Below are 13,543 nucleotides of genomic sequence, written 5' to 3'. Positions count from 1 at the left end.
CTATGCGGACAGGGCGCGGCCGGCCGCATGTGAATAAGGACGAAGCCCTTGTCGAGAAACGGCCTCCTCGCGGCCCTGGCCGCATGCGCGATCCTGTCGGCCGGCGGCGCCTTGGCCCAGCAGCCACCGGCGAATGGCGCGGTGGCTCAGGCTCCAGCGGTAACGACGCCGTCGAATGCCGCGCCAGCCACGGTTTCGCCGCAGGCATTCCAAAGCCAATCAGGCACCGCCGCGCCGGCTGAGGCCGTGCCTTCGACCATGGCGATGGCGCTGCCGCATGATCTGTCGCCGTGGGGCATGTTCATGGCCGCCGATATCATCGTGAAGGCGGTGATGGTCGGGCTGGCCTTCGCGTCCCTCGTTACCTGGACGATATGGCTGGCCAAGTCACTGGAGATATTCGGCGGCAAGCTGCGCATCCGCCTAGCGGTGCGGGCGATCGGCGAGGCAGCGACGCTGAGGCAGGCCAGCAGCGCGCTCGACCGCAACAGCGGCCCAGGCGTGCTGCTGCTGCGCGCGGCGGAGGAGGAGACAGCGCTTTCGGCCGGCGCGCTCGACCATGTCTCCGGAGACGGGCTGAAGGAGCGGGTCACCTCACGCCTTTCTCGCATAGAGGCGGCGGCGGCGCGACGCATGTCGCGCGGCACCGGCGTGCTGGCGACGATCGGCTCGACGGCGCCCTTCGTCGGCCTGTTCGGCACCGTCTGGGGCATCATGAACGCCTTCATCGGCATATCGCAGGCGCAGACCACGAATCTCGCCGTGGTCGCGCCGGGCATCGCCGAGGCGCTTCTGGCCACGGCGATGGGCCTTGTCGCGGCGATACCGGCAGTCGTCATCTACAACGTCTTCGCCCGCTCGATCGCGGGCTACCGGCAGATCCTCGCCGATGCGTCGGCCGGTGTCGAACGGCTGGTCAGCCGGGACCTGGATTTCCGCCGCGTCACGCCGGCGACGACTCCGGCTGCGGCATAGATCCATGGCAGGCAGAATCCGCCCGGCCATGGATGACGATCTCGAGGAGAACCACGAGATCAATGTCACGCCGTTCATCGATGTCATCCTGGTTCTGCTGATCATCTTCATGGTCGCCGCGCCGCTGGCCACGGTGGATGTCAATGTCGATCTACCGGGGTCGACCGCGACGCCGGCACCCAGGCCCGAGACGCCACTGTTCCTGACGCTGAAGGACGACCTGACACTGGCGATCGGCAATGACAGTGTGCCGCGCCAAGCTTTCGCCGCCACGTTGGACGGCAGGACCAAGGGCGACAAGCAGACCCGCATCTTCCTGCGTGCCGACAAGGCGGTCGGCTATGGCGACCTGATGGAGGTGATGAACCTGCTGCGCGGGGCCGGCTATCTGAAGATCGCGCTGGTCGGCCTGGAGGCAGCCGATGCCGCAGCGCCGCCGGCAACCGGAGCAGCTGTGCCATGACGCTGCCGGCCGCCTTCCCCGGGGCAGCGCCGTCGCGCTTCGGCTGGCGCGATCTCGGCCTGTGGAGTGGCGCGGCAGCACTGGTCCTTGGAGCCCACGTCGCGGTCGCTTACGCCGTGCAGGACTTCAGCATGGTCAATGAGGCGGATGGCGGTCCGCCGCCGGCACAGACGATCGACGTGATGCCGATGGTGGTGATGCCGGCCGTGGAGGAACAGGTCGCCGCGCTGGACGCCCAGACTCCCGACCAGACCGAACCGACGCCGGCCACGGAAATATCGCCTGAAGAGCCGGCGGACAAGACGGGACCGGTCGTTGATCGACCGGACATGGTTCCACCCGACGAAACCGAACCCACCCGAGCCGAAACGGCCGAACAGGCGGACCCGCCGGGCGCGCTTGCACCCGAGGAAACCGATCCCGCTCGAACCGATGTCGTCCACGAGGCCGACCAGCCACCGCTGGACGAGGTCGTCCCCGACATCGTCCAGGCGGTCGCGCCCGACGTGGTCATTCCGGTGCCCCAGCCGAAGCCGGTGGAGATTGCAAAGGAAAAGAAAAGACCGGTCGCGGACAAGGCGAAAAAGCCGGTCGACAAGACCAAGCCACGGCCGAGGAAGGAGAAGGCCTCGCCATCCCGGACGGTCACGGTCGCCAGCGCCGATGCGCCGTCCGCCGCCAGCACAGCGGCGCCGAAGTCGGCGCAACCGGCGTTGAGATCCGGCGATGCCGCGAAGTGGAAGTCGCGGCTAACCTCGTGGATCAATCGGCACAAGCGCTATCCGAGCGCCGCGAGAGCTCGCCGCTCGGTGGGAACCGTGAACGTCGCCTTCAACATCGATCTCTCCGGCCGCGTCACCTCCGTTCGCATAACCGGGTCGTCCGGAGATCCGGATCTCGATCGCAGCGCGTTCGACATGTTGAGAGGCGCCACTGTGCCGGCACCCCCGGAAGGCGTTAGCTCGCTCGTCAAGCTGCCGTTGGGCTACACTTTGCGCGACTAATTCGGTCGCGTCAGACCTGTGCCATGCCGCCATCGACCACCAGTTCCGCGCCGGTCGTGAAGCTGCTCTCGTCGCTGGCGAGAAAGAGGACCGCGGCTGCCACCTCGTCCGGCCGGCCCATGCGCCCAAGGGGGATCATGGAGGAAAGGGCCCCGCGGATTTCTTCCGAAGCCGCCGCCATCATCGCCGTGTCCGTCGGGCCGGGACTGACGACATTGACGCGGATGCCATTGGGAGCGAGTTCATTGGCCCAGGTACGGGTGAACGCGCGGACCGCCGCCTTGGTGGCGCCGTAGACGCCGTATCCCTTGGTGCCGATGTCGCCGGCGATGGAGCCGATCAGCACGATCGTTCCGCCGGGTTGCATCAGGTTGACGGCACCCTTTGCCGCGAAGACGAGAGAGCGGACATTCAGCCCGAACGTCTTGTCGAAATGATCCTCCGAAATATCCTCGAGCCGGGCGTGTTCGGAAAGGCCGGCATTGACGACGAGGACGTCGATGCGTCCCTGTTCCGACCTGATCTGCTCGAAGACGCGCTCAAGGTCGGCGCTGTTGCTTGCGTCGGCCTGTACGGAACGGATGCCGCCGGCGCCCGTCGCTTCGGCCGCGGTGTCGGCCGACTTGCGGCTGGTGGCGTAGACCAGCGCCCCCTCGCTGGCGAAGCGTTGCGAAACGGCCCCGCCTATGCCGCCTACGCCGCCGACAACGAGGGCGACCTTGTTTTTCAGACTGCTCATGGTGAACTCCATCAAAGGTGATGGCGCAGAGATATATTCTGTATACCTAGGGTCAATTACGCACTATATGTAAAGCAGATATCGAGGAGTATACCTATGTCCGCCCTGGTTGAAGACTGGCCCGCGACGGCCAGTCCGTCCCGCCGCCCCAAGCCCGTCTCCGCCGAGGCGTTGATCGACGTCCAAAAGGTGCGGCCGGTGCTTGAGCAGATCGCCAACAAGTGGTCGGTCCTGATTCTCACCGTGCTGTGCACCAGGCCTTCGCGCTTCAACGAGATCATGCGGCGCCTCGACGGCATCACGCACAAGGCGCTGGCCGACGCGCTCAAGCGGCTGGAGCGCAATGGGCTCATTCGGCGCGAGGTTCTGGCGACGACGACGCCGGTCGGTGTCGAATATACGATCACTCCGCTCGGCCTCTCGCTGCGGCAACCCTTCGACGCGCTCTATGAATGGTCCAGGATCTATGGACCGGAACTCGAACGCGCGCAGCATGACTATGACGGCACGCGCGACTAAGCGCATCATGGCGTCGGCGGAAATCAATGCTCTGTGTCACGGCGGCCGTGGAGGGCCGGAATCGCCTCCACGGCCGACGTCAGCACCATCAAGCGTGCTGTTCCGCATTCCGTTTGCGGGTTGCGGCGGCCTTCTTCGCGGATGCCGAACGGTCAGCCGCGGACCTTGATGCGGCAGCCTTGCCGCCCTTCTCGCCGCCGTTGTGGGCGGCCGGATGGCCCGTGTGTTGGCCCCGGCCCGAACCGCCCTCTTTCTTGCCGCCGCCGTCGTCCTTGTTGACGGTTGCCCAGGCGCGCCGCTCGGCTTCCTTGTCCGATACGCCGCGTTTCTCATAACCCTCGGCGATGTGATCGGCCTTGCGCTCCTGCTTGTCCGTGTATTTCGATTTGTCACCGCGTGGCATGTGAATCCTCCTGTGGTTACTCGTCGTCAATCTCGCGCGCTGCCTGGTGCCAATGATGCTCGTGGCTGCCGTGCTGTCGACCATCCGCGTCCCAAAGCTCGTATGCGCGGTTGCGGATCCGATCGTCTCTGGAAGGGGGATTGTCCTTGGTCGTCGTTGCGTCGGAAAGATCGCTCCGGTCGGGGTCCTGCAGGTTCTCGCCTGCTGCGTCGCGGTCGACATCGGGATTGTCTTCTGCCGGCAGGTAGCCTGCGGGCCGATTTTCGGGCGGCCCTTCCCATCGCGGCATCTGATCCGTAGTGCCGGGGGCGCCGGTTTTCACTCTGGCCATGGGGTTTCTCCTGATCCTTCTGCTTCGTTGGTCTTGATCTGATCTCGGTCGCCATCATCGGATACCCACCTGTGCGACCGGCCAAGTACCAACTTCGCAGTCATTTTGTGGTTCCGGGATTTGTCACGAGGAGGACGCGGTTATTCGGCCAGGCGCGTATCGTGCCGATGGGCTGAGGGCTGATCCCGCATCTCGCCAAGGATCCTCGCCAGAGGTCAGCGACAGCCAGTCTTACCAAGGCAGTCGTGTCTCCACCGGCCGCCACAAAGTGGGGACGGAGACATCGGCCTTGAAAACAGGCTTGGATCTCAGATGCTTGGAAATTCCGCTGGTGGAGCTGAGGAGGATCGAACTCCTGACCTCGTCATTGCGAACGACGCGCTCTCCCAGCTGAGCTACAGCCCCGTCCAGCGGATGGCGCATTTATCGGGCACGGTGGTTTTCTGTCAAGGCGGCGTTTTGCCGAATCCCGCGGTGCTAGGGCGCCGGGCCGGTGAGGCGCGTCGCCTGCCCTTGCCGGTGTCGCGCGCAATGGCTACATGTCGCGCAATCAATGGAGCTTGGAATGAACGCGCTTATCGACACGCTGATCTACGCGCTCGAACTTTACTGGTGGGTGATCATCGCCGCGGCGATCTTCTCCTGGCTATACGCCTTCAACGTCGTCAATTCGCGCAACCAGGTCGTGAACAACATCGGCGGCATGCTCTACCGGCTGACCGAACCGGTGTTCCGTCCCATCCGGCGCCTGCTGCCGGACCTCGGCGGCGTCGACATCACGCCGATCATCGTGCTGCTGATCATCTTCTTCCTGGAGCGGTTCCTGGACAGCACGGTGCGGTCGCTGTTCTACTGATCCGTGGAACCGGCCGCAGTCTTCAGGATTGGCCGCGATGGCATCGACCTCTTTGTCAGGCTGACGCCAAAGTCCGAACTGGACAGGCTTGAAGGTGCGGAGACTTCAGCGGATGGACGCAGCCACCTGAAAGCCCGCGTCCGCGCTGTGCCTGAAAACGGGGCTGCCAACAAGGCGCTGGAAAAGCTGGTCGCCAGGGCGCTCGGCGTGCCGGCGTCGTCCGTGTCGGTCATCGTCGGCGGCACCGCCCGCCTCAAGACCTTGCGCGTTCTCGGTGATCCGGCAACGCTGGTGGAAAGCATCAAGGCGCTCGAGCGCCGGCCCTGATGGACTTCGGGGTTCTCAATCGCCCAGCGGCAGGCGCGGATCATCGACCTTCAGCGTGTTCACGCTCTGCTTGATGCGGCGAAGGTTTTCCAGCACCTTGGGCCCCCGCGCTTCCGCCACCGAGGTGGCGATCATGTCGACGATCGCCAGCAGCGCGTAGCGCGACGATGTCGGCTTGTAGATGTTGCCATCCTCCAGCGGCTGGAAATGGATCACCGTGTCGGCGGCCTTGGCAAGTGCTGAGTCCGGCGCGGTGATGGCGATGGTGGTGGCGCCATATTGCTGGGCGACCTGCACGGCGTCGATGACCGAACGCGCATAGCCCGAAACGGAAAAGGCGACCAGCGTGGTTTCGGGCGTGGCAACGGCGGCGTACATGCGCTGCAGCTGGCCGTCGACTTGCGCCAGTGCCGAAAGGCCGAGCCGGAACAGCCGGTTCTGCATCTCCGTCGCCATCATCGACGAGATGCCGCCGGACCCGAGGCAGAGCACATTGCCGGAGGTGGCGATGCGCGCGGCGACTCCGACCAGCGTCGTCATGTCGAGGTTTTCGCTGGCGCGCTGGATGGCCGAAATCGCCGCCTCGGTGATGGCGGACGCAATGCGCTGCTCGCGGATGTCACGGTTCAAAGGTTCGGGCGACAAATACTGGCCGCCGATGGCGATGGCCTGCGCCAGATAGAACTTGAAGTCGCGCAGGCCCTCGCAGCCGAGGTTGCGGCAGAACCTAGTCACCGTCGGCTCGCTGACGCCAACGCGCGCGGCAATCTCGGAGATTGCCGCCTTGGAGACGAAATCGAGGTCGGCAAGCACGAAGTCGGCGAGCTTGCGATCCGACTTCGTGCCATCCTGCGATATCAGCTGCAGGCGCGTGATGATGTCGGCCGGTGTCCTCATATCGGTCTCGTCACACGGGCAGGCCCGTCGCCTTGTCGAACAGGTGGATGTTGGCCGGATCGACCGAGACCGGCAGCAGGTCGCCGGGACTGACCGGCACCCTGTCGCGGAACACGGCGCGCACCGTATCGGAGCCGATGGCGCCATAGACATGGGTCTCCGAGCCGGTCGGCTCGACGACATCGACCCTGATCGTCATTGCGTCGACGGCCTCGCCGATGACGAAATGCTCCGGCCGGATGCCGGCCTCCACCGTGCCACCCGCCGGCACCGACCTGCTCGCAAGCGCCAGCCGGCCGCCCCCCGCCGATTCGAACCAGGTCTTGCCCGGCGCCGCCTTCAGCGCCCCGGACACGAAACTCATCGACGGCGAGCCGAGGAAACTGGCGACAAACTTGTTGGCCGGCCGGTCATAGAGCTCCAGCGGCGCTCCGACCTGCTGGATCCTGCCGCGGTCCATCACGACGATGCGGTCGGCCATGGTCATGGCTTCGATCTGGTCGTGGGTGACATAGACGATGGTCGATTTCAGTCGCTGGTGCAGCGCCTTGATCTCGACGCGCATCTGCACGCGCAACTGGGCGTCGAGATTGGACAGGGGCTCGTCGAACAGGAACACCGACGGCTCACGCACGATGGCGCGGCCCATGGCGACGCGCTGGCGCTGGCCGCCCGACAGCTGGCGGGGGTAGCGGTCGAGATAGGAGAAGAGGTTGAGGACGCCCGACGCCTTCTTAACCTTCTGGTCGATCGCGTCGCGCGCCTCGCCGCGGATCTTGGGGCCAAAGCCGATATTGTCCGCCGCCTTCAGATGCGGAAACAGCGCATAGGACTGGAACACCATGGCGATGTTGCGCTGCTGCGGCGGCAGGTCGTTGGCGCGCACGCCGCCGATCGTCAGGTCGCCCGAGGTGATCGTCTCCAGCCCGGCCAGCATGCGAAGCAAGGTCGACTTGCCGCAGCCGGACGGGCCGACGAGCACGACGAACTCGCCGCTCCTGATGTCGAGGCTGATGTTTTCGAGGATCTTGTGCTGCCCGAACGATTTCGACAGGTCGCGGAACTCGACGTCGGTCACGGTCATCCCCCCAGTATGTCGTCGATGAAGGGCAGGCAACCCGCCGTCAGGCCCGCGTCCACCGGCATCACCACGCCGGTCACACCCGATGCGCGATCGGATGCGAGGAAGGCGACGGCTTCAGCCACTTCCGAGGCGTTGACGATGCGGCCGAGCGGATAGAGACGCTGCAGCTTGCCGAGGACCTCGGGATCCTTGGCAAGGCGATGGTCCCAGGCGGCGGTGCGGATGGATCCCGGACAGACGACATTGGCGCGCAGGCCGCTGCGGCCGAGCTCGACGGCGATCGCCTTGGCATAGGCGTTGATGCCGGCCTTCGCCGCGGCATAGGCGGGGTTGCCGAAATGCGCGATGGCGTTGACCGACGAGATGAAGACGACGCTGCCGGAGCCCTTGCCGGCCATCGCCTTGACCAGCGGATCGGCGAAGGTCATCACGCCGGTCAGGTTAATGTCCAGTTCCTGCTCGATCTTGCCGGCGTCGAGCGCGGAAATGGTCTCGGCGCGCGTCCAGCCGGCATTGTTGACGAGGATGTCGGGCACGCCGTCCCTGTCGAGGATGGCGGCGATCGCCGCCTCGATCGAAGCCCTGTCGAGAAGATCGAAGACGTGGCGGCCGGCAAGGTGCGGACTGCCCAGAGCGTCGCTGGACTGGTCGCAGCCGATCACCCTGGCGCCCCTTTGTGCCATCAGCGCCACGATGGCCGTGCCCAGGCCACCGCCCGCGCCTGTCACCACGACGGTCTTGCCTTCGAACTCGGCTTTCGAAACCACCCTGGCCGTCCTTCCCGGAGTTCAGACAGAGCTAATCAGGCTGCGTCTACGGAATGTAATTAAGCAACATAAGTATCTGCTTGCAAGGCACCAAATGATGGATAATGTAGGAAAGTCACATAAATCTTCCGCTCCCGACGTGAAGAGGCGCGCGGGGTGCGACATCAAATGGGAGACATCGCATGAGCTTTGCAAAATGGACTGCCGGCCTGATGGCCGGAATGAGCATGCTGGCATTGACGGCGCACGCGGATGCTGGCGAGGTTCGCGTCACCGTGGCCGAATACAGCGCCAAGACTGGCCCCTATTTCGCCGACGTCAAGAAGGAATTCGAGGCGGCCAATCCCGGCATCACCGTCAAGTTCGAGGTGGTGCCGTGGGATGTGCTGCTGCAGAAGCTGACCACCGACATCACCGCCGGCACCAACGCGGACCTGTCGATCATCGGCACGCGCTGGCTGATCGACTTCGTCCAGCAGGACGTCGCCGAACCGCTCGACGGCTACATTACCCCCGAATTCAAGGGCCGGTTCATCGACACGTTCCTGTCGCCCTCGATCATGGAGGGCAAGACCTACGGCCTGCCGATCGCGGCCTCGGCGCGCGCGCTGTATTACAACAAGGAGCTGTTCGAGAAGGCAGGCATCGCCAAGCCGCCGGCGACCTGGGCCGAGCTGCAGGAAGACGCGCGCAAGATCAAGGCGCTCGGTTCCGGCACATTCGGCTTCGGCCTGCAGGGCAAGGAGATCGAGACCGACGTCTATTACTACTACGCGATGTGGTCGCAGGGCACGGAGATCCTGAACAAGGACGGCACGTCAGGCCTCGGCACGCCGGGCGCGCTCGAAGCCGCCAAGCTCTACAAGTCGATGATCGACGAGGGGCTGACCGAACCGGGCGTCACCTCCAACAACCGCGAGGACGTGCAGAACCTGTTCAAGCAGGGCAAGGTCGGCATGATGATCACCGCACCCTTCCTGTCCAACCAGATCAAGGAAGAAGCGCCGACGCTGAAATATGGCGTCGCCGCCATTCCGGCCGGCCCCAGCGGCGCGCGCGGCACCTATGGCGTCACCGACTCCATGATCATGTTCAAGAACTCCAAGAACAAGGACGAGGCCTGGAAGCTGATGGACTTCCTGTTCACCACGCAGCAGCGCGCCAAGTTCACGCAAGGCGAAGGCTTCCTGCCGGTGAACAAGGAGGAGGCCAAGATGGACTACTATGTCAACAACGCCGATCTGGCCGCCTTCACCGCGCTGCTGCCCGACGCCCGTTTCGCGCCGGTCATTCCGGGCTGGGAAGAGGTCGCCCAGATCACCTCCGATGCCATGCAGAAGATCTATCTCGGCGGCGACCCAGAGGCAGGCCTGAAGGAGGCCGCTGCCAAGGCCAACGCCGTGTTGAAAAAATAGGGCCGCAAAGTGAGGCTCCTTCCTCTCCCTCCGGAGGGGGGAGAGGTGGCTCGGCGAAGCCGAGACGGAGTGGGGGAACCACCGGGCAACCGCCGCGGACGGGCATAGGAAGGCGCAAGCATCGCCTCGTCTCGCCCTGCGCTCAAGGGTCGACCCCCACTCCGTCGAGCTGCGCTCGACACCTCTCCCCCGATCGACGGGGAGAGGAAGCGCCCCTTCCGCGACCGTCGCGGAGGCGGCAGGTCGCTGAGGCCAGCGCCGTCGTTTGCAAGCAATCTTGGAGCGGCGTCCTGAGAAGAACGAGGCGGATCAAGTCACCCTGTCAAGCCGGCGCAATGCAACCTCACCCGCAACGCGGTACAAAACCAGCCGATGCAAAATCGCTTCCTGCCCTATCTCCTGACCTTGCCCAGCCTGTTCCTGGCGGCGGTCGTCATCTTCTGGCCGGTCTGGGACCTGATCCAGATCTCGACGCATGAGGTCAACCGCTTCGGCCAGCTTCGCGACTTCAACGACCTCGCCAACTTCTCGGCTCTGCTTGCCGATCCCGATTTCACGGCGGCACTGTGGCGCACCGCCCTGTGGACGGTGCTGGTCGTCGGCGGCGCGCTGTTGCTGTCCATCCCCGTGGCGCTGATCCTCAACACCGACTTTTACGGCCGCGGCATCGCGCGCGTCATCATCATGCTGCCCTGGGCGGTGTCGCTGACCATGACCGCGGTGGTCTGGCGCTGGGCACTGAGCGGCGAAAGCGGCATGCTGAACTCGGCCCTGCTTGGGCTCGGCATCATCGATCACAACATCCAGTGGCTGGCGAGCGCCGAGACCGCCTTCCCGATGCAGGTGCTGATCGGCATCCTGGTGACGGTGCCGTTCACCACGACCATCTTCCTGGGCGGCCTGTCGTCGATATCAGACGATCTCTACGAGGCGGCCGCACTCGAGGGGGCGACAGCGCTGCAGCAGTTCCGCGAGATCACCTTTCCGCTGTTGAAGCCGTTCATCAACATCGCCATCGTGCTCAACACCATCTACGTCTTCAACTCCTTTCCGATCATCTGGGTGATGACGCAGGGCGGGCCGGCCAACTCGACCGATATCCTGGTCACCCATCTCTACAAGCTGGCCTTCCGCATCGGAAAACTCGGCGAGGCTTCGGCGGTGTCGCTGGTAATGTTCGCCATATTGCTGATCTTCACGATGATCTATGTGCGGCTGGCGATGCGGGAGCAACGCGCATGAGGAGCAAGCTGAAACGCACTGTCATTGCCTGGCTGCTGCTGGCGCCGCTGATCGTGGTGACGATCTTCCCGTTCGCCGTGATGTTCCTGACCGCGGTCAAGCCACGGCAGGAGGTGCTGTCGCCGACCTGGTGGCCGAGCGAATTCCGCTGGTCGAACTTTTCCGACATGTGGGTGGCGACCGGCTTCGGCCAGGCACTCGCCAACTCCCTCTACGTGTCGGTCATCGCCACGATCGGCGCCATCCTGATCTCGGTTCCGGCGGCCTACGCCATGTCGCGCTTCCGCTTTGCCGGCTACGGCGCGTTCCGGCAGTTCCTGCTGATCTCGCAGATGATCTCGCCGATCGTGCTGGTGCTTGGCCTGTTCCGGCTGATGGCGGCGTGGGGGCTGGTCGAGTCGACGACCGCACTCGGCTTCATCTACATGGCCTTCAACGTCGCCTTCACGGTGTGGATGCTGCAAAGCTATTTCGACACAATTCCGCGCGATCTCGAGGAAGCGGCGTGGATGGAAGGCGCCGGCCGCTGGTTGACGCTGAGAAAAGTGTTCCTGCCGCTCTGCCTGCCGGCCATCGCCGTGACGGCGATCTTCACCTTCATCAATGCCTGGAACGAATTCGTCGTGGCGCTGACCATGCTGCGCAGCCAGGAAAGCTATACGCTGCCGATCCAGGTGTTCTCGTTGGTCGCCGGCCGCTACACCATCGAATGGCATCATGTGATGGCGGCCACGCTGCTGGCGACCTTGCCGGTGGCGATCCTGTTCGTCTGGCTGCAACGCTACCTCGTCAGGGGACTGGCGCTGGGGGCGGTCAAGTAACGGGACGATCAACAAAGCGGAGTTTTTCATGTCATCGCACGCGCCGCTGTCGCCACGGCCAACGATCTCGTCTACATGCCCGGCCGCAACGGCCACGAACTGACAGAGTGAAGCGGAATTCCCACAATGCGCATTTTCACCGCCTCGCTGGCGACCGAAACCAACACCTTCTCGCCCGTGCCGACTGACCGGGCCTCGTTCGAGATGGCCTTCTATGCCGGACCCGGCAAGCATCCTGAAACGCCGACTTTGTGTTCCTCGCCGATCGTCGCCTTGCGCCGCCGCGCTGCCGCCGAAGGCCTCACCGTCATCGAAGGCACGGCCACCTGGGCGGAGCCTGGCGGCCTGGTGCAGCGGCAGACCTATGAGGCGTTGCGCGACGAGATCCTAGGCCAGCTCGAGGCGGCACTGCCGGTCGAGGCGGTCATCCTCGGCCTGCATGGCGCCATGGTGGCGCAAGGCTATGACGATTGCGAGGGCGACCTGCTGGAACGGGTGCGGGCTATTGTCGGGCCCGGCGTGGTGATCGCTTCCGAGTTCGATCCGCACAGCCATCTGACGCCCAAGCGCGTGGCGGCGTGCGACGTCATGGCCTACTTCCTCGAGTTCCCGCACACCGATTTCTACGAGCGTGGCGAACATGTCGTCGAGCTTGGCCTCGCGGCGGCGCGCGGGGACATCAAGCCGGTCATCTCGACCTTCGACTGCCGCATGATCCAGGTGCTGCCGACCAGCCGCGAGCCGATGCGGTCCTTCGTCGACCGCATCAAGGCGATGCATGGCAAGGACGGGGTCCTATCGGTCTCGGTCATCCACGGTTTCATGGCGGCCGACGTGCCCGAGATGGGCACGCGCATCCTGGTGGTCACCGACAATGACAAGGCCGGCGGCGACGCGCTGGCGGAGCGGTTGGGACGCGAACTCTACGCGCTGCGCGAAAAAACGGCGATGCCGATGCTGAACGCCGCCGACGGCATCGACCGGGCGCTCGCCGTGCACGCCGAAAACAAAGGCAAGCCGGTGGTGATCGCCGACATCTGGGACAATCCCGGCGGCGGCGTCGCCGGCGACGGAACATTCGTGCTCCGCCAGATGCTGGCGCGCGGCCTGGACAATGTCGGCGTCGCGACGATCTGGGATCCGATCGCCGTCACCTTCTGCCACGCGGCGGGCGAGGGCGCGGTCATCGACCTGCGCTTCGGCGGCAAGGCCGGGCCCTTGGCCGGCGAGCCGATCGACGCGCGGGTCAAGGTGCTGAAGACGGTTGCGGAAGGCTGGCAGAGTTTCGGGCCAAGCCGGGTGACGCTGGGGCCAACGGCGCTGGTCCGCATCGAAGGCACCGAGGTCGACATCATCCTCAACACCAACCGCACGCAAACCTTCGAACCGGATGTTTTCTCCAACATCGGCGTCGATCCGATGAGCAAGGATGTGCTGCTGATCAAGTCGACCAATCATTTCTATGCCGGATTCGAACCGATCGCCGCCGAAATCATCTATGTCTCGGCGCCGAGTTCCTATCCGAGCAATCCGGCGGTGACCGACTACAAGAAGCTGACGCGGCCGATCTGGCCAAGGGTGGCGGATCCCTGGAAGGCCTAGCGTTCTCCTTCTCCCCCTGTGGGAGAAGGTGTCGCCGCAGGCGACGGATGAGGGGTGTTCCAGGAAACACCAACGCCTCACTCCGCTGGAACACCCCT

General features: G+C 64.7%; 16 protein-coding genes and 1 tRNA gene. 10 read left to right on the top strand and 7 right to left on the bottom strand.

Going from position 1 to position 13,543, the window contains the following annotated elements:
- The first annotated feature begins 48 nt into the window (after positions 1–48).
- From exbB to WC739_RS05845, 3 genes are read left to right on the top strand one after another with little or no spacing between them, the layout of a single operon-like run.
- Positions 49–975: a tonB-system energizer ExbB gene (exbB, locus tag WC739_RS05855; protein WP_372952071.1), complete on the top strand. Its 927-nt coding sequence runs from the start codon at positions 49–51 to the stop codon at positions 973–975.
- A 4-nt stretch (positions 976–979) separates the two neighbouring features.
- Positions 980–1,438, top strand: coding sequence for a TonB system transport protein ExbD (gene exbD, locus WC739_RS05850; RefSeq protein WP_372952070.1), 459 nt, complete (start codon positions 980–982; stop codon positions 1,436–1,438).
- On the top strand, positions 1,435–2,442 hold the full coding sequence (locus WC739_RS05845) for a TonB family protein (RefSeq protein ID WP_372952069.1): 1,008 nt from the start codon (positions 1,435–1,437) through the stop codon (positions 2,440–2,442). Before exbD ends, WC739_RS05845 begins: the two co-directional genes overlap by 4 nt.
- A gap of 10 nt (positions 2,443–2,452) precedes the next feature.
- On the opposite strand, the gene WC739_RS05840 is transcribed toward WC739_RS05845, so the two are convergent.
- Complete coding sequence (locus tag WC739_RS05840) at positions 2,453–3,181, bottom strand: SDR family NAD(P)-dependent oxidoreductase (protein WP_372952068.1); 729 nt, start codon at positions 3,179–3,181, stop codon at positions 2,453–2,455.
- Positions 3,182–3,277: 96 nt separating this feature from the next.
- On the opposite strand from WC739_RS05840, the gene WC739_RS05835 reads away from it, so the two are divergent.
- Positions 3,278–3,700 carry a winged helix-turn-helix transcriptional regulator gene (locus WC739_RS05835; protein WP_372952067.1) on the top strand — a complete coding sequence of 141 codons (423 nt, stop codon included), beginning with the start codon at positions 3,278–3,280 and terminating at the stop codon, positions 3,698–3,700.
- A gap of 88 nt (positions 3,701–3,788) precedes the next feature.
- On the opposite strand, the gene WC739_RS05830 is transcribed toward WC739_RS05835, so the two are convergent.
- The 3 genes from WC739_RS05830 to WC739_RS05820 form a co-directional block, all read right to left on the bottom strand.
- Positions 3,789–4,103, bottom strand: a complete 315-nt coding sequence (locus tag WC739_RS05830; RefSeq protein ID WP_372952065.1) for a plasmid stabilization protein — start codon at positions 4,101–4,103, stop codon at positions 3,789–3,791.
- A 16-nt stretch (positions 4,104–4,119) separates the two neighbouring features.
- Positions 4,120–4,434, bottom strand: a complete 315-nt coding sequence (locus tag WC739_RS05825) for a DUF2934 domain-containing protein (RefSeq protein ID WP_372952064.1) — start codon at positions 4,432–4,434, stop codon at positions 4,120–4,122.
- Between the two features lie 329 nt (positions 4,435–4,763).
- Positions 4,764–4,839: transfer RNA gene (locus WC739_RS05820), tRNA-Ala, on the bottom strand.
- A 160-nt stretch (positions 4,840–4,999) separates the two neighbouring features.
- Between WC739_RS05820 and WC739_RS05815 the strand changes: the two genes are divergently transcribed.
- Entirely contained in the window at positions 5,000–5,290 is a 291-nt protein-coding gene (locus WC739_RS05815; protein ID WP_372952063.1) for a YggT family protein, read from the top strand.
- 3 nt (positions 5,291–5,293) lie between these two features.
- Positions 5,294–5,617: a DUF167 family protein gene (locus tag WC739_RS05810; RefSeq protein ID WP_372952062.1), complete on the top strand. Its 324-nt coding sequence runs from the start codon at positions 5,294–5,296 to the stop codon at positions 5,615–5,617.
- A gap of 15 nt (positions 5,618–5,632) precedes the next feature.
- On the opposite strand, the gene WC739_RS05805 is transcribed toward WC739_RS05810, so the two are convergent.
- From WC739_RS05805 to WC739_RS05795, 3 genes are read right to left on the bottom strand one after another with little or no spacing between them, the layout of a single operon-like run.
- Positions 5,633–6,514, bottom strand: coding sequence for a MurR/RpiR family transcriptional regulator (locus WC739_RS05805; RefSeq protein ID WP_372952061.1), 882 nt, complete (start codon positions 6,512–6,514; stop codon positions 5,633–5,635).
- A gap of 10 nt (positions 6,515–6,524) precedes the next feature.
- Complete coding sequence (locus WC739_RS05800; protein WP_372952099.1) at positions 6,525–7,592, bottom strand: ABC transporter ATP-binding protein; 1,068 nt, start codon at positions 7,590–7,592, stop codon at positions 6,525–6,527.
- Positions 7,593–7,594: 2 nt separating this feature from the next.
- On the bottom strand, positions 7,595–8,365 hold the full coding sequence (locus WC739_RS05795; RefSeq protein ID WP_372952060.1) for an SDR family oxidoreductase: 771 nt from the start codon (positions 8,363–8,365) through the stop codon (positions 7,595–7,597).
- 182 nt (positions 8,366–8,547) lie between these two features.
- On the opposite strand from WC739_RS05795, the gene WC739_RS05790 reads away from it, so the two are divergent.
- The 4 genes from WC739_RS05790 to WC739_RS05775 all read left to right on the top strand — a co-directional run bounded on the left by WC739_RS05790 (position 8,548) and on the right by WC739_RS05775 (position 13,445).
- Positions 8,548–9,780, top strand: a complete 1,233-nt coding sequence (locus WC739_RS05790; RefSeq protein ID WP_372952059.1) for a sugar ABC transporter substrate-binding protein — start codon at positions 8,548–8,550, stop codon at positions 9,778–9,780.
- A 372-nt stretch (positions 9,781–10,152) separates the two neighbouring features.
- Positions 10,153–11,022: a carbohydrate ABC transporter permease gene (locus WC739_RS05785; protein ID WP_372952058.1), complete on the top strand. Its 870-nt coding sequence runs from the start codon at positions 10,153–10,155 to the stop codon at positions 11,020–11,022.
- Complete coding sequence (locus WC739_RS05780; protein ID WP_372952057.1) at positions 11,019–11,843, top strand: carbohydrate ABC transporter permease; 825 nt, start codon at positions 11,019–11,021, stop codon at positions 11,841–11,843. Before WC739_RS05785 ends, WC739_RS05780 begins: the two co-directional genes overlap by 4 nt.
- A gap of 126 nt (positions 11,844–11,969) precedes the next feature.
- Positions 11,970–13,445 carry a M81 family metallopeptidase gene (locus WC739_RS05775; RefSeq protein WP_372952056.1) on the top strand — a complete coding sequence of 492 codons (1,476 nt, stop codon included), beginning with the start codon at positions 11,970–11,972 and terminating at the stop codon, positions 13,443–13,445.
- Positions 13,446–13,543 lie beyond the last annotated feature (98 nt).

This window comes from Mesorhizobium sp., assembly GCF_041661565.1.
Classification (GTDB): domain Bacteria; phylum Pseudomonadota; class Alphaproteobacteria; order Rhizobiales; family Rhizobiaceae; genus Mesorhizobium.
Note: the sequence above shows the minus strand (reverse complement) of the source record. Positions and strands in the feature narration are given on the sequence as shown.